The following is a 25849-nucleotide window of genomic DNA, read 5'->3' on the forward strand; positions in this document are numbered from 1 at the left end:
GACAGAGGTGATGACACTGTATTCCCGCCGCCGACCTCTCACGACCGTCCAGCCGTCGCGAACGTTCCGGCCGACCGGACGCCGCCCCCGGGCACGACCGCGCCGGTACCGAACCCGGCCCGGCGATCGCCCGCGAAACGGCCCGGGTCCATCAAGGCCGGCAACGCCGAGGACTCGTCCGTCGGGTTCTCCCCGTTCGAGGGATTGAAAATGAGCGCCAGGCACCGCATCTCGCTCATAACACGGATCACCCTGTTCACCGCCGCGACGGCCGCCCTGCTGTGCACACTGGTGGCCGCGGTGCTCATGGTCGCCATCCATCGTTTCGGCACGGAGTCGCTCATCGCGGAGATCGTCGCGGACGGCGGCCGGGTGGCCATGCAGGTGGAGCGGGACGAGGTGGCCTATCCCCTCGCGCGAAACCCGTTCCGCCACATCCAGGTCGTCGACTCACGGAACCGGGTCGTCGTGTCGACCCCGAAACTGCAGGGCAAGCCACGCATGGCGACGTTCACCCCCGGTAACAGGGCCACCGCCGAATCCGTCGTGTGCGGCGGGGTCTTCCCTCCCGGCGAATGCGAGATCGTGGTCGCGCAGTGGGCCTATCAGGAAGGTGGGAACTGGATCGTCTACTGCGCCTCCCCCACGATTCCCCCATGGGTCGATCCCCTGCTGGCCGCGCCGGTCGGCGGGGCCGCGGTGGTGCTCACCGCGGCCATCACCTACCTCGGCCGCCGGATCGCCGCCGTGTCCCTCAAGCCGGTGAACGCCATCCGGGCTGAACTCGACGAGATCAACGAGACCTCCCTCAGCCGCCGGGCGCCCGTACCGCCCGGCGACGACGAGATCCACGATCTGGCCGTCAGCGTCAACCACACGCTGAGCCGTCTGCAAACCGCGGTGGAGCAGCAGCGCCAGTTCGCCTCGGACGCCTCCCACGACCTGCGCAGCCCCATCGCCGCCATGCGTGCCGAGGTGGAGGACGCCTTGCTCGCGCCCCAGGAGACCAGCGTGACCAAGCTGGGTCGTACCGTTCTGGGCAGCCTGGAGCGGCTTCAGGCGATCGTGCACGATCTGCTGACCATCGCGCGGCTGGACGCGGGGAGTTCGGGCGCCCACGACAAGATCGACCTGGCCGAACTCGTCTCCGCGGAGTGCCGGATACGCCACCACATGAGAAGCAGGTGCGAATTCTCTCTTGAGCCCGGCGTGGTGGTGATCGGCGACCGGCTGCGGATGGGCCGCCTCCTCACCAACCTGATCGACAACGCCGAACGGCACGCCAACAGCAAGATCACTATCAATGTACGACGGCGTGCGCCGGGCGACGAGTGCGAGGGCCGGCGATTTCCGCACGGCATCGCGGCGCTGGAGGTGATCGACGACGGGCCGGGCATCGATCCGGACAAGCGCGAACTGGTGTTCCAACGGTTCGCCCGGCTGGACACCGCCCGCAGCAAGGACGCCGGGGGCACCGGGCTGGGCCTGCCGATCGCCCGGCAGATCGCCGAGACGAGCGGAGGCACCCTGCGGGTCGAGGACAGCCCCCACGGCGCGCGTTTCGTCCTTCGCCTCCCGCTCCACTAGGACACCGGTGGCCACTGTCGGCGGGGCGTACCCCTCGGCGGTGAAGGGCACGGAGGCGAGCCCTCGCCCGGCCACGCCACGATCTCTTGCCGCGCCACGACGAGCGGCCCTGGCCCCCGGCCGGACGGCCGGGGGCCGCGGACGGGCCACCGCTCAGACGGCGATGGGCGAGTAGGCGCCGGCGTCGCCCTTGCGGACCACGCTGGTGTCACCGTTGACGCCGATCGGGATGTCGCCGGCCAGCGTGACGCGGTGCAGGAGCCGGGGCAGGTCGTCGTAGTCCGCGACGGCGTAGTGCTGGGTGGCCCGGTTGTCCCAGATGGCGATGTCGCCGTCGCGCCAGTCCCACCGCACCGTGTTCTCCAGGCGCGTGATGTGCCGCTGCAGCAGGGCGAACAGATCGTGGAAATCGGCGCCGCTCAGGCCTGTGAACGACCTGACGAAGTGGCCGAGCAGCAGGGACGGCTCGCCGGTCTCCGGGTGGATGCGGACGACGGGGTGCTCGGTCTCGAACTCGCTGCTGCGGAACTGCTCGCGGTACTCCTGCTCCTTGACGTCGATCCCGCCGATCTGCGGGCGCTGCGCCGCGTAGTCGTACAGGTTCGAGTGCACCGCGCGCAGCCGGCCCACCAGCGCCTGCAGGCCGGGGTGCAGCCGCCGGTAGGCCTCCACCGTGTTGGCCCACACCGTGGTCCCGCCGTAGGGCGGCAGCGTGACGGCCCGCAGCACGCTGATCGCGGGGATCCGGTCGACGAAGGTCACGTCCGTGTGCCAGCTGTTGGCCTTGCCCTGCTCGGAGTCGATCGGGAGCACGGCCTCATCAGCCCCGGCCACCGTCGGGTGCGGCCTGGTGAGGGTGCCGAGCAGCCCGGCGAACGCGCGCTGGTCGGCGTCGGTGGCGTGCCCCTGGTCCCGCAGGAAGATCACGCGGTGGCGCAGCAGCGCGGCACGCAGCTCGGCGACCGCCGCCGCGTCGACGTCACCGCCCACCCGGACGCCGCCGACGATCGCGCCGATCACGCCGCCGACCCGCGCGACGTCGATGTGCCGGTAGGAGTCGTCGGCGACGGCGGGCGTCCCGTGGTCATGGAGCTGGGTCATTCCTGACACCTTTCGATGGGCGATGTACGGGTGGGCCATCACAGCGTGTGCCGGGGAAAGGGTGATGTCAACTATTCCTACAGGTTTAATAGGGAATTTTTCACGCCCGGTTCACGTGGTTCGCACCCGGCGGCCGGACCGGCGAAAAACCGTTCGCCTCCCCCGCCCGTCCTGGGCCAACATGGCCACAGCCGTCGGTGTTCGGAGGGGGATGACCGTGCCGGGATCACCTGACTCCCCCGACAGACCGTCCCCCCGGAGGTCGGCCGTCCTGCTGGCGCTGCGGTACTACAACGGGGAGCTGCTGAGGCAGAGGCGGGTCGCCATACCCGCGCTGCTCCTGCCCGCGCTGGGAAACACCTGCCTGTTCTACCTGGCGCCGCTGATGGTGGGCGCGATCGTGGGGCGCCTGTCCGAGGGCGGGGACGCCTCCGTCGCCGTCCTCATGCCGTACGTGCTCGGCTTCGGCGCGCTGCTGCTCACGGGCGAGATCCTGTGGCGGGTGGCCATGCACTTCCTGAACCGTCTGGACGCCCGGGGCATCGAGCGGCTCGGCGCGACGGGCATGGACGAGTTGCTGGCCAAGGACGCCGCGTTCTTCCACGACAACTTCGCCGGCTCGCTGACCAAACGGGTGCTGAGTTTCTCCAACGGGTTCGAGAGCTTCGTCGACACGCTCACGTTCTCGATCCTCGCCAAGGTGGTGCCGCTGGGGTTCGCCTCGGTGGTGCTGTGGCACTACCACCCGCTGCTGGTCCTCGTCCTCTTGGGCCTCATCGCCGTCACCTGTCTCCTCGTCGCCCCCCTCATCCGCCGCCGCCAGAGGCTGGTGGAGCGGCGCGAGGCCGCCAAGGTGCGGGTGTCCGGGCACGTCGCCGACGTGCTGGCCAACATGGAGACGGTCCGCGCGTTCGCCGCCGAGGGCCGCGAGGCCGCGCAGCACCGGACCCGCGCCGCTGAGCAACGCGAGCTGACGCTCCGTTCCTGGGACTACGGCAACCTCCGGGTGGACACCGTCATCGCACCGATGTCGATCCTCACCGGCACCCTCGGCCTGCTGCTCACCGTCGTCCTGCGCGGCGGCCTGGGCGTGGAGGCGATCGTGGTGACGTTCAGCTACTACTCGACCTCGATCGGCATCATGTTCGAGTTCAACCAGATCTACCGCCGCCTGGAGAGCGTGCTGACCGAGTCCGCCCAGTTCACCGAGCTCCTCCTCACGCCGCCGGGGGTGGTCGACCCGGACGACCCGCAGCCGTTGCGCCCCGCCGACGCCGACGTCCGGTTCGAGCGGGTGGCGTTCGCGCACGCCGGCACCCCGCGCCTGTTCCACGACCTCGACCTGCACGTCCCTCCCGGCACCAAGATCGGCCTGGTCGGCCGGTCCGGCGGCGGCAAGAGCACCCTCACCCGGCTGCTGCTCCGCCTCATGGACGTCGACGGCGGCCGGATCCTGATCGGCGGCCAGGACATCGCCCGGCTCCGCCAGGCCGACCTGCGCGGCCTGATCGCCTACGTCCCCCAGGAGCCCGCCCTGTTCCACCGGTCGTTGCGCGACAACATCGCCTTCTCCCGGCCGGGCGCCACCGACGCCGAGATCCGCCGGGCCGCGCGGGCGGCGCACGTCACCGAGTTCGCCGAGGCCCTGCCCGACGGCTTCGACACCCTGGTCGGGGAGCGCGGCGTCAAACTCTCCGGCGGCCAGCGGCAGCGCGTCGCCCTCGCCCGCGCCGTCCTGCGCGACGCGCCGATCCTGCTGCTGGACGAGGCCACGAGCGCGCTCGACTCCGAGAGCGAGATCCTCGTCCAGGAGGCCCTGTGGGACCTGATGCGTGACCGCACCGCCCTCGTGGTCGCGCACCGGCTGAGCACCGTCGTCCGCATGGACCGCCTGGTCGTGCTCGACCAGGGGCGCATCGTGGAGCAGGGCGACCACTACGAGCTCCTCCAGGCCCAGGGCCCTTACGCCCGCCTGTGGCACCACCAGTCCGGCGGCTTCCTCCTCGAAGAGGACACCCAGGACGCCCAGGACGCCCAAGACACTGTCCACCGCTGACACACGCGGGCCTCCCGGTCCCCGCCGCCGCACGCGGGCGTCCCGGCGCCGCGCACACGCCCCGGGGCACCGACCGCGACTCTCGCCTCGTACATGAAATTTTCACGGAAGCGGCGTCGTCCGCCCAGATCGTCCGGGGGGCCCGGCCGAGGTGTTTGAGGTTCCGTGGCGCGCGTGCCTACGTTGCTGGCATCCGCACAGTGGTCCGGTCAAGGAGTCCCGAGGAGCCCATCATGCGCGCCCGTGTCATCCCGGCCCTGATTCTGGCGCTGCTCGCGCTGGTCGTCACCGCTCCCGAGGCCCGCGCCCAGGTGGTGGGCGGCTTCGACTTCTCCCGGGCGCAGATCTCCGTCACGGGCCTCCAGGTCCCCTGGGGCCTGGCCTTCCTGCCGGACGGCAGCGCGCTGGTGTCCGAACGCAACACCGGGCGCATCCTGCAGGCGCGGCCGGGCCAGACCCCCACGACGGTCGCGACCGTCAGCGGGGTGAGCGCCTCCGGCGAGAGCGGCCTGCTCGGCATCGCCGTGTCGCCCACCTACGCCCAGGACGGCTGGGTGTACGCGTACTTCACCAGCACCGCCGGCGACAACCGCCTGATCAGGCTGCGGCTGACCGCGCCCCAGACGCAGACGGTGGTCTTCTCCGGGGTCCCGAGCAACACCTTCCACGACGGCGGCCGCATCGCCTTCGGGCCCGACGGCATGCTCTACGTGGCGACCGGCGACGCCGGCAACACCGCCAACGCGCAGAACGTCAACAGCCTCGCCGGGAAGATCCTGCGCATGACGCCCACCGGCGGCGTGCCCTCGGACAACCCGATCGCGGGCTCTCGCCTCTGGACCTACGGCCACCGCAACGTCCAGGGCCTGACCTGGGACTCCCAGGGCAGGATGTACGCCGCCGAACTGGGACAGAACACCCGGGACGAGATCAACCAGATCGTCGCGGGCGCCAACTACGGCTGGCCGACGTGCGAGGGCACGTGCACCAACCCCTCCTTCCGCAACCCGATCGTCACGTGGACGACCGCCGAGGCGTCGCCGAGCGGTCTGGCCTGGGCCAACAACACGCTCTTCGTCGCCGCGCTGCGCGGCCAGCGGCTCTGGGCCGTGCCACTGACCAGCGGCGGTACGGCCGGCACGCCGCTGGCCGAGTTCCAGTCCGCCTACGGGCGGCTCCGCACGGTCGCGGTCGGGCCCGACGGCTGGCTCTGGGTGACGACCAGCAACCGGGACGGCCGCGGCAGCCCGGTGGCGCAGGACGACCGCATCGTCCGCGTCCCACCGGCCACCACCGGGGGCGACACCACCGCGCCGACCGCGCCGGCCGGCCTGGCCGCGTCGGGGACGACCTCCACCGGCACCACCCTGACCTGGACCGCCTCCACCGACGACGTGGGCGTGGCCGGCTACGACGTCCTGCGCGCGCCGGGCGCGTCCGGCGGCGCCTTCACGCAGGTGGGGACCTCGGCCACCACCTCGTTCGCCGAGACCGGGCTCACCGCGAGCACCACGTACCGCTACCAGGTCCGGGCCCGCGACGCGGCGGGCAACCTCTCGCCGGTGTCGAACACCGCGACGGTCACCACCGCCTCGGGCGGCGGCAACACCGGCGGATGCTCGGTGACGGCGACCGTCCAGACGCAGTGGGGCGGCGGGTACGTGCTCCAGCCGGTCACGGTCACCAACACCGGCACGTCCGCGCTCAACGGCTGGACGGTGACCTTCACGCTGCCGAGCGGCCACGCCGTCACCGGCTCGTGGAACGCCACGCCGACCGTCAGCGGGCAGACCGTCACGGCGAGGAACGCCGGCCACAACGGCGCCCTCGGCCCCGGCCAGAGCACCACCTTCGGCCTCCAGGCGAGCCGCCCGAACGGCGACACCCAGACGCCGTCCGGCTACGGGTGCACGAGCCCGTGAGTCCCGCCCGCGGCCTCCCGGCCGCGGGCGGCCAGAAGATCCCCTACCCCGCGAGCAGCGGGAGCGCCGGGAAGGTGTGGTCCCGCCACAGCAGCCGCGAGGCCTCCTCCGGGTAGGCGGTGACCGTCGAGGGTGTGTCGAAGAGCCGCGCGAGGCGGCGGCCGGCGTCGTACGCGGGCCAGCCCGGGTCGCCGTGATCGGCGAAGGCCGTCCACGCCCCGCGGACCCGCGCGGACAGCTCCTCCGCCTCCGGGGAGGGCGGGTCGCCGATCAGCGCGGCGGTCTGCCCGCTGCCCAGGTTGCCGAAGACGAGCGGCACGTCCAGGCCGTGGCAGGCGCCGAGGGCACCGCCGAGTCCCGGGGCGGACCAGGTCAGCTCGTAGAGGTGGGCCCGGCCGCCGCCGGCGATCTGCGCGTCGGCGAGGTGGAGGCTCGGCATGCGGAACAACCAGTCGGCGTTGACCAGCTCGTACAGCTCCTCGTCGGCCGCCGCCGGGAACGCCCGCCGGTATCGGCGCGCGCCGTCAGCGCCGTCAGCGCCGGGGGCGAGCATGCGCAGGGCGGTCTCGGTCTGCTCGTGCGTGACCTGGCCGAGCACGCCGTCGATCAGGCTGAACAACCGGTGCTCGTCACGGGTGTGCCCGACGAGAAGCCCGATGTCCCGGGCGGCGCCGCCGGCCAGCGCCTGCCAGGGGGTCGCCGGCAGGACATCGCCGTCGACGACCGGCGCGAACGGGATCGGCCGGTGCGTGATCCGCCCCCAGCGTTCCCGCCACTGGGGCGTCTTGGCGAAGACCGCGTCGCCCGCGGCGGGCAGCAGGCCCGGCGCCACCGCCGACAGGCCGGACACCGTGGGCTCCACCCCCGCTTCGGCGGCGAAGGCGGCGGCGATGTCGGCGGCCAGCTCGGGGGAGAAGAACGTCCCCGGCACGCTCTGCGCGACCGCCCGGTGGAAGAGCCCGGCGGCGCGCGGCATGGCCAGCAGCGCGGCGACCGATCCGCCGCCCGCCGACTGGCCGAAGACCGTGACCCGGTCCGGGTCGCCGCCGAACCCCCGGATGTTGTCGCGCACCCAGCGCAGGGCCGCGACCTGGTCGAGCAGGCCGCGGTTGGCCGGGGCCCCGCCGATATGCGCGAAACCCTCGATGCCGAGGCGGTAGTTGAGGGTCACCACCACGGTTCCGGTCCCGGCCAGGTGCCCGGCGTCGTATTCCGGCAGGCTTGAGTCGCCCATGGCGTAACCGCCGCCGGGGATCCACACCATCACCGGGAGCCCCGCCGCCGGACCCGGTTCCGGTGTCCAGACGTTGAGCGTCAGCCAGTCGTCACCGGCGGTGTCCTGGGACACCCCGAGCACGCCGGACTGCGGGGGCGGCGGGCCGTACGCGAGCGCCGGGCGCGCGCCGTCCCAGCCGCGCACCGGCCGCGGCGCGGCGAAACGAAGGGCGCCGACCGGCGGCTCGGCGAACGGGACTCCGCGGAAGACCGCCAGGCCCGCCTCCCGGCCGCCACGAAGGACACCGGCCCCCGTGCGGACCTCCGGCTCGGACTCGGACGGCTTCCTGGACGTGGTGACGGCCATTTCGCGGTCTCCTTCCCGTTCCTGCTCGGCCGAGCATCTCAGCGCGCGCCGCCCGCGGGCAAAGCATTTAAGGTTCGCCCCGCACGAGCCTGGAACCTGTGGACCGTCCCGCTTCCTCGCGCGCCGTTTCGGTTTGACGGCGAAGATCGCCCTCGGGGAGCGGCCCCCCGACGGGTGCCGTGTGGGCACTCACGCGGGCACGAGCGCCGCCAGGGGGACGTGGTGCTGGCCCGCGTGGATGTCCCGGTCGCGCAGGCTGCCCTGGGCCACCGGCCGGGGAAACGAGATCTTCACGACGTTGAGGGCGGGGATGCGGAAGATCTGGATGTCCGCCGCGTCGAGGTCGTAGAGCCGCGCGACGACCTCCTCGTTGATGAAGTCCTCGTCGGCGACGGTCGCGTAGTCCTCCGCCGTACGCATGAAGAGTTCCATGGTGACCCAGAACGGGCCGGCGTTCTTCGAGCGGACCTCCAGCGCCATCTCGCCCAGCGTGGGCCTGCGGTCGTCAGTCACGGGAACCGTCCTCGGTGATCTCGATGCGGAACATGTCGGTGGGCTCGTCGACGTCCACGACGTGGTTGAGCACGAACTGGTAGGCGGGACCGCGCTCGCTCTCGGCCGGCGAGGTGGCGAAGGCCAGGCTGGGCAGGTAGTTCATGTCGGGGGTCGGCAGATGCAGCATCAGCGGATTCGCGATCTTGGCGATCGCGGTGGCCGTGGCCTGGTCCGGGGCGTTGACCAGCATCATCACCCCGACCTCCCGGGGTGGCCCGGAGGCCGGGTCGATGCTCCCCAGCACGGCGTTGTACCCGTAGGGGCGGATGTCCACGGCGTACTCGGAGGGTTCGAGGCCCAGTGTCTGCCGGACACGCCCGGCGAGGATCTCGTACATCAACGCGACCCACTCCTCGATCCTGGCGAGGATGTGCGGGTCCCGGATGGCGGTGAAGGACATGGTCTCGTAGCCCGTGACGCGGGCCCCTTCGAGTTTGATCGTGTACTGGTCGGCGATCTCGAAGCGTGACCCCTCGACGCGCACGCGGCGCTCGTCCAGCGCGGTGTAGACCGCGTCGGAGACCACCAGCGTGCCCGCCGGCTCCCGCATCTCGAACGGGTTGACCGTCTCGTAGAGCATGTGCGCCGCCACCGACGTCGTCGTGCACGCGGCGGCCGGGTCGAGCGGCTCGATGGTGAAGCCGTCCTGGTCGACGATCGCGAGGACACCGCCGGTGCGCGGGTTGGTGGTGCACTGCCCGCCACATTCGACGATCTTGGACGCGTGCCAGGTGGGACCGGCCGGCATGCCCTTCATCAGCGGGTACGCGGCGGCGACGGCGGTGTCGGTGGCCCGGCCGGCGAGCACCACGTCTGCCCCGGCCTCCAGGGCCTCCACGATGGGTTCGTGGCCCATCATCCCGACGATGTGGCTGCAGCCGTCCAGCGTGGCGGCGTCCAGGTCGCCCATCGGCGCCAGCGGGTGGACCCGTCCCTCGTTGAGCCTCTCCTTCAGTACGGCGGCCGTCTGCTCGCTGTAGATGCGGGCGACCCTCAGGTCCAGGCCCTCCTCCCGCAGGATCCCGCCGACGATCCCGGCGACCCAGTCGACGCCGGAGTCGGTGCCGCTCGTGCCGCACGAGCCGACGATCAGCGGGATGCCCGCCTCCGCCGAGGCCCGCAACAGGATCCGCAGGTCGCGGGCGACGGCCGCGGCGGTGGTCTTCGCCGTCCCCGAGCCCAGGTAGTACGGCCCGGAGTCGGTGGAGCCGCCGTCGACGGCGATCACGTCGGCCCCGAGCGCGATCCCCCGATCGACCGTCTCCGGCGGGAACCCCGCCCCGAGCATCCCGCTGGGAACCAGGATCCTGACCTCGGTCCCGGGCGTACTCGTCATGTCGTCCTCATCTCTTCGGTGATCACTGGTCATACGGGCGGGAGTACGGGCGGAAGCACGGGCGGGAGTGCGCGCGGGAGCAGGTGCGCGTTGAGCGAGGACCGGGGGCGTCCCCGCAGGGCGGCCACCAGTTCGCGGGCGCCGTCGAGACCGGCGGCCCGCCGGGCCTCGGCGGTCTGCCCGGCCAGGTGGGAGTAGACCGTGATGCCGGGCACGTCGCGCAGCGGGCTGTCCGCCGGGAGCGGCTCGGTGCCGGTGACGTCGAGGGCGGCACCGGCGAGCCGGCCCGCGCGCACCGCGGCGGCCAGTGCCGTCTCGTCGACGATGGCGCCGCGGGCGGTGTTGATCAGGTGCGCCGTCGGCCTCATCCGCGCGAGCGCGGACGCGCCGATCAGGTGACGGGTCTCCGGCGTGAGCGCCGTGTGCAGGGAGAGGAAGTCCGACGCGGCCAGCAGTTCGGGAAGGTCCACGAACCGTACGGAGGCGTCGCGGCGCCCGCTCTCCGGCACGCCGGTCGTGCAGAGCACCGACAGCCCGAAGGCCTGGGCGAGAGGCACCACGGCCCGTGCCGTCGCGCCGTACCCGAGGAGCCCGAGCGTCCTGCCGCGAAGCTCGTGACCGTCCTCGCGCGGCCAGTGACCGGCCCGGACACCGGCGGCGACGGGCACCAGCCGGCGGGCCTGGGCCAGCAGCAGGGCCATCGTGTACTCGGCCACGGCGTTGGCGTTGACGCCGGGCAGGTTGCTCACCGAGACGCCCGCGCGGGTCGCGGCCTCGACGTCGACGGAGTCGTGGCCCACTCCGGTGCGCACCACCGCGCGCAGGGCCGGGACGCGCGCGAACACCTCGGCCGTCATCGGCTCGTTGGCGATCAGCGCGCCCGCGCAGCCGTCCAGGATCGCGACGAGCTCGTCGCGCTCGCGGGCTCCGCGCAGCGGGCGGTGCCGGGTGACGAGGCCGGCCTCGCGCAGGAGGCCGTCCACCTCGTCTCCGGGCACCAGGTAGTCGGTGGTGACGAGGACGGTGGGCGAGGCGCTCATCGGGTGCCCTCCCCCGCGACGCCCGCGCGCCGCAGCCGCTCCACCCGGACGACCAGCAGTACGGCGACGGCGGCCAGGACGGCGATGTGCAGGAGCATCAGGTGCCATCCCGTGACATCGACCGCCAGGCCGACGAGGGCCGGTCCGGCGAATCCCCCGCCGGCCCACCCGACCGTGTACAGGCCGGTGTACGCGCCCAGGACGCGGCTCGACGGGGCGAGGTTCCACAGCACGACGACCGCGTTGATCATGAACCCGGCGGCGCCGACCGTCGCGAGGCACAACGCCACGACGGTGATCGTCGGGGTCTGGAAGACGGCCCCGAGGATCGTGCCCGCGCCGAAGACCGTTATCCCGGCGGCCATGACCCGCAGCCTCCCGAAACGCTCGGCGAGCAGCGCGGCGGGGAAGGCGGCGAGGATGAAGACGATCCCGCTCGGCAGCGTCAGCCCGCCCGCCTCGCCGTCGGACAGGCCGAGGACCTCCACGCCGTAGGGGGTCATCAGGGAACGCGAGGCGAACCACGCTCCCCCGAAGACGAACACGGCGACGATCAGCAGCAGCCGGCTCCGGTCGGGGGCGAACACCAGGTCGCGGACGACGGACCTCAGCCTGACCTTGACGTCCGTGTCGCGCGCCCCGCCGTCCGCCGGTGCCCCGTCTCCCGGCGCCCCGTCTCCCGACGCCCTGCCCTCTGAGGCCCTGCCCTCCGACGCCGCGTCCTCCGCGAGGGCGGCCTTGTACGCCGGCGAACGGCTGTCGCGTACCCGCCAGACGAGCACCGCCGCCGCCACCAGCATGAGGCCGGACGGAACGGCGAAGGCCAGCTCCGGATGGTCGTCGACCAGCAGCAGGCTGACCAGCGCGGCCACGATGGTGGTCAGCGCCGACGCGATCTTCACCACGGCGTTCGCCCGGCTCCGGCGCGCGGGCTCGATGAAGTCGGGCATGAGCGATTCGCTGACCGGCTTGAAGCTGTTCATCACCAGCGCGTAGAGGAAGATCACCAGGATCAGCCAGGTCAGCGACGTCGCGTACGGGATGAGCAGGAACAGCACGGCGCCCACCGGCATCATGACTGCCAGGTACGGGATCCTGCGCCCCCAGGCGGTCCGGGTGTTGTCGGAGCGGTTGCCCATGTAGGGCTGGATGAAGATTCCCAGCAGGTTGTCCATGCCCATGAGCAGGCCGATCACGGCGACGCTGGCGACATGGTCCCGCAGCAGCTCGGGCACCCGGTTGTCGTAGAAGTTCCAGGTCGACTCCTGGGCGAACACCGCCAGGGCCACGTAGAACGTGATCCTCCCGGTGCCGGCCGAACGGCTTTCGGCTCGCGTTGCGCTGGCCATGGCGTCCTCCTCGGTGTGGCAGCAGTCACACTATTTGCCATAGCAAAAATGTCAACACATAGCATCGAATCGTGCCATTGCGACTGTTATCGTGAGCCCATGACGGTCAAGTCGACGACGGAACCGCCCCACGCACGCGGCGAGACGAGGGCCGACCTCGCCTACCAGACCCTCCGGGAGGCGATCGGGACCGGCACGCTGCGCCCCGGCCAGAAGGTGACCGAGCGGGGCCTGGCCGAGCGGCTCATGGTCAGCCCGACCCCGGTGCGCGAGGCGCTGCTCAGGCTCGAACACGACGGGCTCATCCAGCGCACGGGGCCCCGGACGGTCGTCGTGGCCGACATCGCCGAGCGCGCCATCGACGACCTCGCCGAGGTCGAGATAGGCCTGCGGGGCCTGGTGGCCCGGTTCGCTGCCCGCAACGCCACCCCCGAACAGCTGGACGTCCTCGACGCGATCCTCGACGCCGCCGACGACCTGCTGATCGTCCTCATCGCCCGGCACCGCAACGGCGAGAGCGTCGACCGGCACGTCACCGCGCTGCTCGACCGGATGCAGGAGTTCAACGAGGCGGTGAACGCGTGCGCGGCCAACCCGGTGCTGATCCGGCTCCTCGAACAGTCCCAGGTCTTCTCCCAGCCCGAGCGCCGGGCCCTGCGCCTTGAGAAGATCGCCGCGGACGACCGCTTCGGGCTGGACCGCTACGCCGGTCACCGCGCCCTGGTGCGCGCCCTGCGGCAGGGCGACTCGGCGACCGCGGAACGGCTGGTCATCGAGGACGCCCAGGGCGGCCTGGAGGCACTGAGAGCACGACCCCGCGGGAGGAACCGATGACAGCGCCCTCGTACCGGATCGCCGTGATCCCCGGCGACGGGATCGGCACGGAGGTCGTCCCGGAGGGGCTCCGGGCCCTGGAGGCGACCGCCGGAGTGTTCGGCCTCGACCTGCGGTTCGACCACTTCGACTTCGCCAGCGCCACGTACTGGCAGCGCCACGGGACGATGCTCCCGCCCGGCTGGCAGGAGGTCCTCGGCTCCTACGACGCCATCTTCTTCGGCGCCGTGGGCTGGCCGGAGGTCGTGCCCGACCACGTCTCGCTGTGGGGCAGCCTCCTGCAGTTCCGGCGCACGTTCGACCAGTACGTCAACCTGCGCCCCTGCCGGCTGATGCCGGGTGTCCGCAGCCCCCTGGCGGGCCGCGAGCCCGGCGACGTCGACTTCGTCGTCGTCCGGGAGAACACCGAGGGCGAGTACTCCAGCATCGGCGGCCGGATCTTCGAGGGCACCGAGCGCGAGACCGTCCTGCAGGAGACGGTGATGACCCGCGTGGGCGTCGACCGCGTGCTGCGCTACGCCTTCGAACTCGCCGGGCGGCGGCCGGCCCGGCACCTCACCTCGGCGACCAAGAGCAACGGCATCTCGATCTCGATGCCCTACTGGGACGAACGGGTCGAGGCGATGGCGGAGCGGTTCCCCGGCGTCACCTACGACAAGAGCCACATCGACGCGCTGGCGGCGAACTTCGTCCTGCACCCGGACCGCTTCGACGTCGTCGTGGCCAGCAACCTCTTCGGCGACATCCTCTCCGACCTGGGCCCCGCCTGCACCGGCACGATCGGCATCGCCCCGAGCGCGAACATCAACCCCGACCGGACCCACCCGAGCCTCTTCGAACCGGTGCACGGCTCCGCGCCCGACATCGCCGGCCGGGGCATCGCCAACCCGATCGGGCAGATCTGGTGCGCCTCGATGATGCTCGACCACCTCGGGCACCCCGACGCCGGCGCGCACCTGCTGGGCGCGATCGAGGACGTCCTCGCGGCGGGCCCGGACGAGGCCCCGCTCACCCCCGACCTCCACGGCCGGGGCACCACCCTGGAACTGGGCCGGGCGATCGCCGCCCAGGTCGGACACGGGTCCGCCGCCACGTAGCGATCAGCCCGGTTACGTGGTGATCGGACCGGTCGCGTAATGATCGGGTCGGTTACGTGGTGATCAGGCGGTCGCCTTACCATCGACACGCCCCCTGACGGGACCGACGGGGTGCTTGAGCAAGAGGGAGTACCGCCATGGACGCGGACGTCATCATCGTGGGCGCGGGCCTGTCCGGACTGGTCGCGGCGCAACAGCTGACCGGCCAGGGCCGGAAGGTGGCGCTGGTGGACCAGGAGAACGCCGCCAACCTGGGAGGGCAGGCGTACTGGTCGTTCGGCGGGCTGTTCCTCGTCGACTCGCCCGAGCAGCGCCGCCTGAGGGTGCGGGACTCCTTCGAGCTGGCGTGGAGCGACTGGCAGGCGAGTGCCGGGTTCGACCGCCTGGAGGACGAGGACGTCTGGGCGGAGCGCTGGGCCCGCGCGTACGTCGACTTCGCCGCGGGCGAGAAGCGGTCCTGGATAGACGCCCACGGCATCAAGCTGACGCCCGTCGTGGGCTGGGCGGAGCGCGGCAGCCTGCGCGCCGACGGTCACGGCAACTCCGTGCCCCGCTTCCACGTGGCCTGGGGTACGGGCACGGGCGTGGTGGGCCCGTTCATGCGCGCCGCCGAGCAGGCGGCCGAGGCGGGACTGCTGACGTTCCACCACCGCCACCGGGTCGACGAGCTCGTCGTCCAGGACGGCGCCGTCACCGGGGTGCGCGGGAGTGTCCTGAAGGACGACTCCTCAGCGCGCGGGGTGGCCTCCAACCGCGAGGTGACCGGCTCCTTCGAGCTGACGGCGCAGGCGGTCATCGTCACCAGCGGCGGGATCGGCGCTGACCACGACCTGGTGCGCCGCCACTGGCCCCAGCGGCTGGGCACCGCCCCGCGGCACATGATCACGGGTGTGCCGGCCCACGTGGACGGGCGGATGCTGGCCATCAGCGCCACGGCGGGGGCCCGGATCGTCAACGAGGACCGGATGTGGCACTACACCGAGGGCGTGCGCAACTGGGACCCCGTCTGGCCCGGACACGCGATCCGGATCCTGCCGGGGCCGTCGTCGATGTGGTTCGACGCGCTGGGCCGCCGCCTGCCGGCCCCGTACCTGCCCGGCTACGACACCCTCGGCACCCTCAAGTACCTGCGTACCACCCCCGACATCGCCGGATACGACCACTCGTGGTTCATCCTCACGCAGAAGATGCTCGAGAAGGAGTTCGCCCTGTCGGGCTCGGAGCAGAACCCCGACATCACGAGCGGAGACCGGAGGGCGGTGCTGCGCAACCGGTTCTTCGGCAAGGGGGCGCCCGCTCCGGTCGACGCCTTCAAACGGCGCGGCGCGGACTTCGTCGTCGCCGCCACGCTGGAGGAGCTGGTGGCGAAGATGAACGGCCTGACCGACGAACCCCTGCTCGACGCCGCCGGGCTGCGCCGCCAGATCGTGGCCCGGGACCTGCAGATCGGCAACCCCTACAGCAAGGACGCCCAGGTGCAGGGCATCCACAACTCACGACGCTTCCTCGGCGACCGGCTCAGCCGCACCGCCACCCCGCACCGCGTCCTGGACCCGCAGGCCGGCCCGCTGATCGGGGTCAAGCTCCACATCCTGACGCGCAAGAGCCTCGGCGGCATCCAGACCGACCTCGACTCCCGCGTCCTCGGCGCGGACGGCAACCCCATCGGCGGCCTGTACGCGGCCGGAGAGGCGGCCGGATTCGGAGGCGGCGGCGTCCACGGCTACAACGCCCTGGAGGGCACCTTCCTCGGCGGCTGCCTGTTCTCCGGCCGCCAGGCCGGCCGCGCCGCCGCCCAGGCGGTCGCATAGACGTCGGTGCCACGGCCGTTCGTTCACGTGGACGCGAGCGGGACCGAACACCTCACATCACACCGCCGGTGAACCACCGGAACTACGCCTGTACGAGCTGGAGCACCCATCGGGCCGCCGGCAGCACCAACACGAGCACGGCGACGAGTGCCGCCGCCCGCACGCCCCAGTGGACCCGCCACACCTCGACGTTCAGGAAGAACACGCTGTTGCCGAGCAGGTAAAGGACGACGGCGAACAGCCATCGCGGAATCCAGTCGAGCAGCGGCCCGAGGAACATGGCTCCGCAACCGACGAAGGGAATCGACCACAGCGCCATGCCGAACCATCCCGGCACCTTGAGCACCCACAGAACGACACCGTCCAGAACAGCCCCGATCGCGCCGAGACCGGCCGCTGTCAGTACGGTGACCGCGAGTGAGCAGTAGAACCCCTCCCACCCCGGAGCGCACCAGGAACCTTTGATGGAGTCTCCGAGGGCAACCGTCGGCTCGAGCAGCGAGGCCACGACAGGTCCCGCGATGATGGCACCGAGAGCCATCCCCGTCAGTTCGCGTGTCATGGCAACAGCATCCGTCTCGAACGATCCGGCCGACAGAGTACGTGAGCCTCGTCGCACTACTCAGTTCATCCTGATTCCCGACGGCGGGTAATCGTCCATGTCACGCACACGTCCGCACATAAGCGCGGTACGCACGTCCCTGGACGAACTCGCGACCGGTTGTACGCCAGGGACCGCTCCCCCAGGATGGGATCTTCGCCGTCAGGCCGGAACGGTGCGGGAGGATACGGATGACCTACGACATCGCCGAGCCCTACGGGCCGCTCATCACGACGACGTTCCGGCTCGTCACCTGGAACGTGTGGGGCAGGTACGGCCCGTGGGAGCGCCGTGAGGCCGCGATCCGCGCCACCCTGGAGCGGCACGAGCCCGACGTGGTGGGCCTGGTGGAGGCGTGGGACGGGCAGGGCGCGCGGCTCGGGATGCCGTACCACGTGTTCGAGGGCGCCTACGAGGCCGAGGGCGTGCGCTCCGGCGTGGCCGTCCTGTCGCGCTGGCCGATCGGCGCGCACGAGTCTCGCGAGCTGACGGGTGGCCCGGACACCGGCGGGCAGGTGCTGTACGCCGGGATCGACGGCCCGCGCGGCGTCGTGCACGTCTACGTGGTGGCGCTGACCTGGCGGCCCGAGCACAGCGGCGAGCGCCAGCGGCAGGTGCGCGAGGTGGCCGCCTTCGTCGCCGAGACGCGGCAGCGCCGGCAGCCGACGGTGTTGTGCGGCGACTTCAACGCCGACCCCGACAGTGACGAGCTGCGCATGCTGACCGGCAAGTCCGTTCCGGCCGCGCCCGGCCTGGTGTTCCACGACGCCTGGGAGACCTCGGGAAACGGCCCGGCCGGCGGGCACACCTGGGCCAGGACCAACCCGTGGGCGGCACCGGCGCTGTGGCCGGACCGCAGGATCGACCACGTGCTGTCGGCCTGGCCGCGCCAGGGCGGCGCGGGCCATCCGGTGCACTGCGAGGTGATCGGCGACGAGCCCGTCGGCGACGTGCTGCCGTCCGACCACTACGGCGTCCTGGCGGACCTGCGCTACTGACGCCGGCCTCGCCGCTTGGCGCCTCGACGCGTTGTTGCCGCGTAGACCATGATCTCGTCCTGTCGAACGGCCCGGCTGCCCGCACCGAGCCCGCCGCCGTACCGGCCGACGCGTTCACGACCGGCCCGCCGCTGCGGTCAGGACACCCTGGACCTGGCGGCGAAAGTGGTGCAGGCCCCTGGCCCCTTGGCCTGGAAGCCGCGCTTCAGCCAGTAGAAGTAGTTCACCGCCTTGCCGTGGGTGGGGACATCCTCGCGGAGAAACCGCAGGGCGGCGAAGTCTGATTCGGGACGCTTCAGGGAAGGCCAGACGCTGCCGATGAAGGCGCCGCTCAGACAGTCGGCCTGAAGTTCGAATCTACGCCAGCTGTCTGCCTGCCGCGGGGTGCGGTACGTGCGGATGTAGGAGGCTTCCATGATCCCGGAGAGCCACTGGACATGGTGGCCGTACTCGTGGGAGACGGCCTCGAACAGGAACAGGTCGCTCGTACCGGTGAGGACTTCCTTGTCGAGAAGGAAGACAAGGGTTTTGCTCTCCCAGCAGTAGATCGCCTGGGCGTTCCTGGGGAACTTCTCGCCGCAGCCGGTGGGGGCACCGGAGCGGTTCACGGTCCGCAACTTGGCGACGGCGAAGGGAAGCCTCGCCTTGGCGAACTGGCGCCTCCAGCTTCTGTTCAGACAGGTGAGGACGGAGGCGAGGTAGCGCCCGGCGCTTTCGCGGTCGCCGTCGCGGACCTGTCGTTCCGGGCAGCTTTCCGGTTCCAAGCGGCCGGTCTTGTAGATCGGATTGCTCATCAGCGCGGTCTTGCCCGTGGGGACCGGTCTGATCTGTTCGGTGTCGGCTGCTGCCGTGCCGGTGAGAAGGAGGCTCGCCAGCACGCCGGAGAGCACCGCGGAGGGGAGGGCGCGCATGAGATCAACTTAACGAAAGGGAAAGATCCGGCAAAACAGGATGATGAGCACCTGTCCCTACGTACTTTCACGAAAGGGCAGCAAGCCCCCGCCCGGAAAGGGCGGATGCCCTTCTGATCGGCCCGGTCGGCCGGTGGGACCCGAAGCGACGAGGCCCCGCCCCTCCTCCACGACGAAGAGCGGGCGGGGCGTTGTGAGGACAGGGCCGGTACCGGCGATCCACCGTGACGCGGCCCTGAGCTCTGCCGGCCATCGGCGCCTCCACCTCGCCCCGCCCTCAGGTGGGGCGCCGCCCGAAGCTCAGGGAATGTACACCTCGCAGTAGAAGCCCGCCGGATAAGGGCCACCCCCACGGAACCAGTGACAGTAGAGGAGCCCGGTGTACTGACCGTTCTGCGCGGCGTCCTGATAGGCGAGGTCACAGTCGGCCAGGGTCTGGTAGGGGCCCTGCAGGTACCAGTCCCGTGTCGGCCAGCCCGCAGCGGCCACGGCCGCGCCGGTCTGGGTGGCGGCGAAGGCGGGTGCGGCACCGGTCAGGACACCGGCGCCCAGCGCCACGGCGAGTACGGCGGAATGTAATCGGCGGACTTTCATCGTGGGTGACTCCTCACATCCGGGAAGGAGAACACCCCCAGATGAGCACCGGCCACCGGGCTTGGGGAGATATCGATTCTCCATATCGCGACTCCATGGCGCGTTCTCGCGAGCGCCTTCACCGGTCTTGACGACGACGCCCCGCCGGTCTTCGGACCGGCGGGGCGTTTCATGCCGCGAGCTCAGCCGGCGCGGTACTCCCCCCACTCCCGGTACGCCGCTACGGTCAGGACACCCTGGACTTGGCGACGAAGGTGTTGCAGGCTCCGGGCCCCTTGGCCCGGAAGCCACGGTTCAGCCAGTAGGAGTAGTTGACGGCCTTGCCGTGGGTGGCGGAATTCGTGCCCGTACGCCGCAGGTCCGCGAAGTCCGATTCCGGGCGTTCCAGAGAGGGCCAGACGCTGCCGATGAAGGCGCCGCTCAGACAGTCGGCCTGCAGTTCGAGGCGGCGCAGGGCGGCGTTGTAGATCTTCTTGGTGCGGTACTTGCGCGAGTCGAAGGTGGTCATGATTCCGGAAAGCTCCTGGACATGGTGGCCGTACTCGTGACCCAGGATCTCGAACAGCCACAGGTCGCCATCCAGGGCCAGGACGTCCTCGTCGAGGAGAAACGTGATCCTCTTGTTCGCCGGGCAGTAGACCGCCTGGGCGTCCTTGGGAAACTTGTCGAGACAGCCGGTGTTCGCACCGGGTCGGCGTATGGTCCGCAGCTTCGCTATGGCGAAGGGCAGTTTCGCCGCTGCGAACTGACGCTTCCAACTGGTGTTGAGGCAGCGAAGAAGGCCGTTGAGGTAGCTGGTGGCACCTTCGAAGTCGCCGTGGTCGACCGACCTCTCGGGGCAGGTGTCGAGTTCCAGTTCGCCGGTCCTGTAAATCGGGTTGGCGGTGAGAGCCGCTACGCCGGTGGGGACCGGCCGGAGCTGGTGGGAGCCGGCTGCGGCTGTGCCGGTGAGGAGGAGGCTCACCAGCACGCCGGAGAGCACCGCGAGGGGGAGGACGCGCATGGAGATCAACTTAGCAAAAGGGAAAGATCCGGCAAAACAGATAACTAGCCTTGAAGCCACGCAACGTCATGAAATAGCAGAAAGCCCCCATCCGGAAAGGAGTGGGGGCTCATCAGGCTGTCAGGCGTCCATAATGTCAGCCTTGCGCGCCGGCAACGGGGCGCTATCGGGTTCAGGGTTAGTACTGGCAGTCCACCGTGACGCGATCTTGAACTCCGCCGCCCGTGGGATAGGCGCCTCCGTGCAGGGTGTGCTTGACGGTGATCGTCCCCCTGGGGTCCAGGCCGTTGAAGCTGTGGATCCACACTCCCAGAGCGCCGAGGCGAACAGGGCAGCGGAAAGCGAATGTCTGAACACGAGCTCCCTTAAGGGCGTAGGCGCAGGACGCTACCGAGACGGCTACCGGTGATTGCCAGGTTGCCAAATGTCCATATTTGGACATTTATATATGCCTTGTATGGGGAATGTTACATTCCATGATCAAGGGGCTCTGTCTCGCCCTTCGAGGCGGCGAGGTTCTTACGTCGTTCTCAGCCCTGCTCGTTCCCCGAGTTCATGAGGCGCTCGGCTCAGGATCCATGCCGCCGTGCCGGCCCCGGTCGCCGATCGTTCGCAGCTGGTTCCGAGCGACCGCCCCCCGCTGGAGGCAGCCGCCCGGTAGAGGAGGAGCCGGCCGGTCAGCCGCACGCTGACGGGCCTCATCATGTAGGACGCCGGCGAAAGCCAAGCGGTTGGCTCGATTCCGAATCGGGCTCGGACGCAACTAAGGCCCCGCCCCCAGAAGCAGGGCGGGACCTTCAGGTGCGGGACTACCGGCAGTCGATCCACTCCTGCCGGGAGCTGTTGTACGCGCAGGAGTCGACAAGCTTGCCGGTCGGGTCGTGGACGTACCCGGTGTCCGAGGTCTGGTTCCAGATGTAGGAAAACGTCCCCTGACCGCCACGGCCCCAGTAGCGGTTGGTGGCGGTGTTCGAGCCCCGGCCGGTCCGTACCGTGACGACCTTCCCCGCGCCGAGAACGAACGGGCTGAACGTGTACACGTGATCCGAGCGGTTCGTCTTGTCGCGAAGCGTCCACCCTCGAAGGTTGATCGCTCGCCGAGTGGTGTTCTTGAGCTGCGCCCACTCGCCGTTCAAGCTGGCGTTCGCGCCGTTGTCCGGCGACCCCGGAGAGTTGTAGTAGATCTTCACGATCTGGACCGCAGGCAGCGCGGCGGCCTGCGCCGGCACGGCAGGGGCGAGCGCCACGGTCGAGAGCGCGGCTGCGGACAGGGCCAAGGGGATGGAACGCACCATTGGATCCTCAAGGTGGAAGGAACGGGGCAAAGATGAGACGGCTGACCTGGGCGGACGGTTGGCCGGTAAACATCGTTTTATTGGGACTTCTGGGCCCCCGCGAAAGCAGAAGGCAGCCCTCTGACGGAGACTCCGTCATGCTCACGGCGTAGCACGAGAGCGCCGGTTCCATCTTGGTGGAACACGAGGTGACCAGATGGGAGGGGCGAACGGTCAGCAGCCTCGACGGGCTGGCGCATTCCGCTGTGAGGCGGATAGTGGAAACGTGTTTGCACAACTGGTTGGTGTGATCGTCGGCGGCCTGCTCGGTCAGCTGTACGCGGCGCGGGCTCAAGCCACAAGGATGCTCCCCGCCCCGGCCCCGGCCCCGGTCAGTCGTGCGTTGCGCGCCTTCCGTGCTCTACAGGCTCAGGAGAAGCTGAGGGCGGCAGAGTCCTTGATCATCTCTATGGAGGCTTTCCTGACGACCACCGAGTGGAGACGGCCGGGCCGCGACATTCCGGCCTTCGCGACTCCCGTCCTCGGCCCCCGAGCCGTCACCATGACTCCTGCCAAGTCCCTTCGGGGATTCGGTAGAGGGCCCTGGTGGAAGTGACCCACTCCCGGTCGAGGAAGCGCCCGGTGATCCGGCCGACCATGCACAACATGAGGTGCACACACCGGCTGAGGTCGAGCGAATCGCCGAGCGCGATCCCGCTCGCGTACGGCCGATAGTTGGGAAGATCCATGTCGCCGCCTTCCTCGTACGGCGGAGTGACGTCCCCGACCTGTTCCCCGTCGTAGTAGAGGTTCACCGGTTCGAGTTCCCTGAGATGGTCGTTGTAGTGGATCTCAAGGACGCGTCGCCTTCCCAGATTCCGTATGGCGGGGTGGTACGGACAGAGCCTGCGGGCGAGAACCTGCGTCCATCCGGCCGAGTGCGCGCCCATCCAGACCATTTCCCCGGATGAGGTCTGGAACGCCTCCGTCGCCGTCTCGAGACTGCACTCCTGCCGCGAGTCAGGGTCAACCCGAAGAAGCGCGCTTACCTCGTCCACGTTTCCGCTCTCCACCCAGAGCCCGTGAAAGAGATACTCAATCCGGTGTTCGACCAGCAGGCCCCACTGATCCTCAAGCGGATACTCCTGAGCCAGGTTCGCCATCTCTCCTACCCCCAGACGCAGCGCGGGGTTGCCGGGCCTTCGCCTCGGCAACCCCGCCTGAGATATCGCTAACTCTATCCAGGCCGTCTGATTCCTAGTCCACGATCGTGACCCGGAACGGACTTCCGCTGGACACGCTGTGGTCCGGGTTTTAGGTGAGCAGACGATACTGGCTGTAGAAGTCTTGGAGCGCTTCTTCGCGCCTATCGTTGTGGCTGGCCCAGATCGCCTGCACGGAGTGATTCAACCGGTCCTTGGCCGCACCTTCCCGCGTGGACGCGAACGGGTATTCGTCACACCGCATCGCTCCGATCTCGTTCTTCTCGTACATGTCCTCGTTGTAATACTTGTAGTAGCTGGACCCTCACGCGTGGCCGATGTAGAACTCGCGATCCGTGCCCTTGTGCACCCGAACCGGCGCCCGGAGAACACTCTCCGGTTGGCGTCGTCGTTCCCGTCGGCCCCTCTCCATGGAGGAAGGCCCGCGGTGGTGCCCGGCGCCGCCGCGTAATTCCCTGGAACGGACCTGAACCGTTCAGTGCCCGTCTTCTCCCACGCCGGCGGCACAGCACTGGCAGACCCTCGTCGAAGAGCCCGACGACGATCCCGAACTCCATACCCATACGCGGCTCTACGCCGAGCCGCGACCGTGGGGACCCGGCGTCGTCGACACCGTGCTTCGAGCGGTCATGGACGACGAGATCAGCAACGTGCTCCCCGGCCCTGCGGATCTCCGCCGGCTGTACCACCCCTACGACGGCGGCGCCGACGTGATCCTGCCCACGCCGACCGAACGTGATGCCCTCAGAGACCGGCACCGCGGCTGGCTGTCCACACACCCACGAGGTCTCTGAAGGACGTAGCGGACTGCGGCAGCCGGCGCCGCCGGTGCTTGGCCACCACTCACAGGCCAAGGCTCCGGGTAGATCCGGCGAAGTCGAGGGAGAAACCTGCCACCCGCGCGACATCCTGGGCGCACTTGGCCCCGATTGGCTCCCGAAGATCGAAAAAGGGGCTCCGGAGAAACTCCGAAACCCCTGCCGACCAGCTAAAACCTGGTCGGGACGACAGGATTTGAACCTGCGACCCCTTGACCCCCAGGCAAGGCGGGAGGGAGCGGGACCATGGGCTACACCCACTCCCACCTGCTCATATGGTCCACAGCGATCCACCGTCGTCCGGCCTCGTCCGAGGCCGTTGTCACCCAGTTGGTCACCCACGCATCGCCTTCCGACCTGCCATCGAAGCTGGGGGAAGGGTGACCGCTTTGTCGGCGGTGCCTGTCATGATGACCCGTGATTGATCAAGGGGGTAACCGTGTCAGACATCCGCAAGTTCGGCTGGCTTTCCAGAGATGAAAGTCCGCTGCACGACATCTTCGGTGTGTCCTTCATCCGGGGCCTCTCCCCTCACGAGGTGCTCGCTCGTCTGGGCGTGGACACGGACACGATCGAGGAGATGACCTTCGACGAGCTGGACGAGTACGCGAACGAGAGCATGCTGGAATTCGACGGCGACGCGAGGTACGTCGGCGCCGTGAAGGTGGACGACTGGACCGTACTCATCGAGCCTTCCGGCTGGAGAGTAGCTGCCGAACCCGGTGTGCGGGAGCGCGTCTCACGAGGAACCGAAGTCGTGTCGGTCAACCGGCACGACTACGCCTCGGACGACTTCATCCACACGATCGACGGCGATGTGATCACGTGCTTCGATCCCCTGGTGCCACATCTCCGCTCAGGTAGCGATCCCGACCGCTGGGTGCACCAGATGCGTGATGTCGGGCTCGACAAACGCACGTTCGACGACCCCATTCCCGATGATCGCATCGCAAGCGCATTCGCTCTGGCGAGCATCATCACGGGCATCAGCTTTTCCCGTGACGTTTTGAACATGACACTTCTGGGAGCGGCGGTCAGGGAGCAATGACCACCTCCTCAATACCACTGAATGGAATCTGTCCGCAGATGCAGCCGATCACCACGATCAGCGCGTGTTCGGCCTAGATCCACTACAGTCGGCCCTCCTTCTCCTGCTCCTTGTGATCATCGCGTTGAAGATCCGCGGATGGGGATCGAGCCGCAACGTGGTACAGGTCCACATCGACTTGGACATGATCACCCCCATTGACGTGCAGGTCCGTGCACACGACCTCATCGAGGCAGGCCAGTTCGTCGAGGCCGTGGACCTGATCAGTAGGGAGAGCCAGGTCTCCCGAGAGTCGGCCGAGGACGTGGCGAAGACCCTGCAGGCCGGCCACGTCCTACCGGACTTCCCGACGCTCTCTGAAGATGACCTCCCCACGCGGGTCCGCAACCTGGTGTCCGACGGCCGCCGGAAGGAAGCCGTGTTCCTCGTCCGGAGCCGGGAGAACATGAGTCAGGCTAAGGCTGAAGCCTTCATCGACTCCCTCCCATGAGAACCGAATACATAACCGGGCGACCGCCCCAGGTGAGGGCGCCCACGAGAAGGGCGAAAGCCATGAACGGCTACATCCAAGCGGTCACAGACGAGTTGAATCCCGAGTACGGACTCTTCACCCTGGCCCAGGTCATCAACGGTCGAATGGTGGGGTCCGCAGCCGAAGGGTTTATAGAACCGCCGGATGACCGGGTCACCGCGGGCGACGACGGGCTCATCATCCGAGCGAGGTACGCCGACGAAGCGGTGCACATCCGATTCGAGCGGTGGGACGTACCTCCACCGGCGGACGCCTGGGAAGAGCTGTGGACCGGGCCGCTCCGGTTGAAGTCCGCGCTGGTCTGCGTCACAGAGTGGGCGGAAGGATATCCACCCCATGTGGAGTTTGACCTGGGACAGAGCGATGCGACCTGGTCAGCACGGGTGGCCACCAAGATTCTTCAGGTCGAGGAGGCTGGCTTCCCCAACGCTATCGCCCGGCTGGAGCTGTACAGGATCCAGTTCTGGAACTGATGGGCTGGCGTGCTGAGTCAGCATCTAAGAACGTGTTTGAGAGCTGATCATCGGCTTCAGCGGGTCCATTCGAGTGGGTGCGGTCCGGGCCGCTGGACGGGATG

Annotated in this window: 23 protein-coding genes and 1 pseudogene; 11 read left to right on the top strand and 13 right to left on the bottom strand. The window is 69.6% G+C overall.

What is annotated here, in order from left to right; genetic code table 11:
* Window positions 1–210 precede the first annotated feature (210 nt).
* Window positions 211–1587, top strand: coding sequence for a sensor histidine kinase (locus AC5L38_RS39510; RefSeq protein WP_495247934.1), 1377 nt, complete (start codon window positions 211–213; stop codon window positions 1585–1587).
* A 153-nt stretch (window positions 1588–1740) separates the two neighbouring features.
* On the opposite strand, the gene AC5L38_RS39515 is transcribed toward AC5L38_RS39510, so the two are convergent.
* Entirely contained in the window at window positions 1741–2688 is a 948-nt protein-coding gene (locus AC5L38_RS39515; RefSeq protein ID WP_495247935.1) for a TauD/TfdA dioxygenase family protein, read from the bottom strand.
* A 217-nt stretch (window positions 2689–2905) separates the two neighbouring features.
* Here AC5L38_RS39515 and AC5L38_RS39520 point away from each other — a divergent pair, with 217 nt between their 5' ends.
* Both AC5L38_RS39520 and AC5L38_RS39525 read left to right on the top strand, forming a co-directional pair.
* A complete protein-coding gene (locus AC5L38_RS39520; protein ID WP_495247936.1) occupies window positions 2906–4744 on the top strand; it encodes an ABC transporter ATP-binding protein in 1839 nt (612 codons plus the stop codon).
* A 233-nt stretch (window positions 4745–4977) separates the two neighbouring features.
* The gene (locus tag AC5L38_RS39525) at window positions 4978–6666 is read left to right on the top strand and encodes a PQQ-dependent sugar dehydrogenase (RefSeq protein ID WP_495247937.1); all 1689 of its coding nucleotides are present in this window, start codon (window positions 4978–4980) and stop codon (window positions 6664–6666) included.
* A 43-nt stretch (window positions 6667–6709) separates the two neighbouring features.
* On the opposite strand, the gene AC5L38_RS39530 is transcribed toward AC5L38_RS39525, so the two are convergent.
* The 5 genes from AC5L38_RS39530 to AC5L38_RS39550 all read right to left on the bottom strand — a co-directional run bounded on the left by AC5L38_RS39530 (window position 6710) and on the right by AC5L38_RS39550 (window position 12528).
* Window positions 6710–8248, bottom strand: a complete 1539-nt coding sequence (locus tag AC5L38_RS39530; RefSeq protein ID WP_495247938.1) for a carboxylesterase/lipase family protein — start codon at window positions 8246–8248, stop codon at window positions 6710–6712.
* Window positions 8249–8437: 189 nt separating this feature from the next.
* Window positions 8438–8761, bottom strand: coding sequence for a DUF4387 domain-containing protein (locus AC5L38_RS39535; RefSeq protein WP_495247939.1), 324 nt, complete (start codon window positions 8759–8761; stop codon window positions 8438–8440).
* Window positions 8754–10139 (bottom strand): acyclic terpene utilization AtuA family protein, encoded by a 1386-nt coding sequence (locus AC5L38_RS39540; protein ID WP_495247940.1) that lies wholly within the window; start codon window positions 10137–10139, stop codon window positions 8754–8756. Before AC5L38_RS39540 ends, AC5L38_RS39535 begins: the two co-directional genes overlap by 8 nt.
* A 29-nt stretch (window positions 10140–10168) precedes the next feature.
* On the bottom strand, window positions 10169–11179 hold the full coding sequence (locus tag AC5L38_RS39545) for a phosphoglycerate dehydrogenase (protein ID WP_495247941.1): 1011 nt from the start codon (window positions 11177–11179) through the stop codon (window positions 10169–10171).
* Window positions 11176–12528 (bottom strand): MFS transporter, encoded by a 1353-nt coding sequence (locus tag AC5L38_RS39550; protein WP_495247942.1) that lies wholly within the window; start codon window positions 12526–12528, stop codon window positions 11176–11178. Before AC5L38_RS39550 ends, AC5L38_RS39545 begins: the two co-directional genes overlap by 4 nt.
* Before the next feature lie 99 nt (window positions 12529–12627).
* Here AC5L38_RS39550 and AC5L38_RS39555 point away from each other — a divergent pair, with 99 nt between their 5' ends.
* The 3 genes from AC5L38_RS39555 (at window position 12628) to AC5L38_RS39565 (ending at window position 16270) form a co-directional block, all read left to right on the top strand.
* The gene (locus tag AC5L38_RS39555; RefSeq protein ID WP_495247943.1) at window positions 12628–13362 is read left to right on the top strand and encodes a GntR family transcriptional regulator; all 735 of its coding nucleotides are present in this window, start codon (window positions 12628–12630) and stop codon (window positions 13360–13362) included.
* Window positions 13359–14459: a tartrate dehydrogenase gene (locus AC5L38_RS39560; RefSeq protein ID WP_495247944.1), complete on the top strand. Its 1101-nt coding sequence runs from the start codon at window positions 13359–13361 to the stop codon at window positions 14457–14459. Before AC5L38_RS39555 ends, AC5L38_RS39560 begins: the two co-directional genes overlap by 4 nt.
* A gap of 137 nt (window positions 14460–14596) precedes the next feature.
* Window positions 14597–16270 carry an FAD-binding dehydrogenase gene (locus tag AC5L38_RS39565; RefSeq protein WP_495247945.1) on the top strand — a complete coding sequence of 558 codons (1674 nt, stop codon included), beginning with the start codon at window positions 14597–14599 and terminating at the stop codon, window positions 16268–16270.
* 82 nt (window positions 16271–16352) lie between these two features.
* Here AC5L38_RS39565 and AC5L38_RS39570 read toward each other — a convergent pair whose 3' ends face one another.
* On the bottom strand, window positions 16353–16832 hold the full coding sequence (locus tag AC5L38_RS39570; protein ID WP_495247946.1) for a hypothetical protein: 480 nt from the start codon (window positions 16830–16832) through the stop codon (window positions 16353–16355).
* Window positions 16833–17062: 230 nt separating this feature from the next.
* Between AC5L38_RS39570 and AC5L38_RS39575 the strand changes: the two genes are divergently transcribed.
* A complete protein-coding gene (locus tag AC5L38_RS39575) occupies window positions 17063–17869 on the top strand; it encodes an endonuclease/exonuclease/phosphatase family protein (RefSeq protein ID WP_495247947.1) in 807 nt (268 codons plus the stop codon).
* Between the two features lie 137 nt (window positions 17870–18006).
* Here AC5L38_RS39575 and AC5L38_RS39580 read toward each other — a convergent pair whose 3' ends face one another.
* From AC5L38_RS39580 to AC5L38_RS39605, 6 genes are all read right to left on the bottom strand, one after another.
* Window positions 18007–18780 (bottom strand): neutral zinc metallopeptidase, encoded by a 774-nt coding sequence (locus tag AC5L38_RS39580; RefSeq protein WP_495247948.1) that lies wholly within the window; start codon window positions 18778–18780, stop codon window positions 18007–18009.
* A 300-nt stretch (window positions 18781–19080) separates the two neighbouring features.
* A complete protein-coding gene (locus AC5L38_RS39585) occupies window positions 19081–19374 on the bottom strand; it encodes a hypothetical protein (RefSeq protein ID WP_495247949.1) in 294 nt (97 codons plus the stop codon).
* A 226-nt stretch (window positions 19375–19600) separates the two neighbouring features.
* The gene (locus AC5L38_RS39590; protein WP_495247950.1) at window positions 19601–20377 is read right to left on the bottom strand and encodes a neutral zinc metallopeptidase; all 777 of its coding nucleotides are present in this window, start codon (window positions 20375–20377) and stop codon (window positions 19601–19603) included.
* An 809-nt stretch (window positions 20378–21186) separates the two neighbouring features.
* Window positions 21187–21672, bottom strand: a complete 486-nt coding sequence (locus AC5L38_RS39595) for a lamin tail domain-containing protein (RefSeq protein ID WP_495247951.1) — start codon at window positions 21670–21672, stop codon at window positions 21187–21189.
* A gap of 536 nt (window positions 21673–22208) precedes the next feature.
* Window positions 22209–22814: a hypothetical protein gene (locus AC5L38_RS39600; RefSeq protein WP_495247952.1), complete on the bottom strand. Its 606-nt coding sequence runs from the start codon at window positions 22812–22814 to the stop codon at window positions 22209–22211.
* Window positions 22815–22965: 151 nt separating this feature from the next.
* Window positions 22966–23145 (bottom strand): NucA/NucB deoxyribonuclease domain-containing protein, encoded by a 180-nt coding sequence (locus AC5L38_RS39605; protein ID WP_495247953.1) that lies wholly within the window; start codon window positions 23143–23145, stop codon window positions 22966–22968.
* A 238-nt stretch (window positions 23146–23383) separates the two neighbouring features.
* Here AC5L38_RS39605 and AC5L38_RS39610 point away from each other — a divergent pair.
* The 4 genes and pseudogenes from AC5L38_RS39610 to AC5L38_RS39625 form a co-directional block, all read left to right on the top strand.
* A pseudogene (locus AC5L38_RS39610) lies at window positions 23384–23668 on the top strand (DUF3885 domain-containing protein); the annotation flags it as partial.
* A 463-nt stretch (window positions 23669–24131) separates the two neighbouring features.
* Window positions 24132–24740, top strand: coding sequence for a DUF6461 domain-containing protein (locus tag AC5L38_RS39615; RefSeq protein ID WP_495247954.1), 609 nt, complete (start codon window positions 24132–24134; stop codon window positions 24738–24740).
* Window positions 24741–24804: 64 nt separating this feature from the next.
* Complete coding sequence (locus AC5L38_RS39620; protein WP_495247955.1) at window positions 24805–25230, top strand: hypothetical protein; 426 nt, start codon at window positions 24805–24807, stop codon at window positions 25228–25230.
* A 62-nt stretch (window positions 25231–25292) separates the two neighbouring features.
* Window positions 25293–25745, top strand: coding sequence for a hypothetical protein (locus AC5L38_RS39625; protein ID WP_495247956.1), 453 nt, complete (start codon window positions 25293–25295; stop codon window positions 25743–25745).
* The last annotated feature ends 104 nt before the right edge of the window (window positions 25746–25849 follow it).

The organism is Streptosporangium nanhuense (assembly GCF_059358815.1).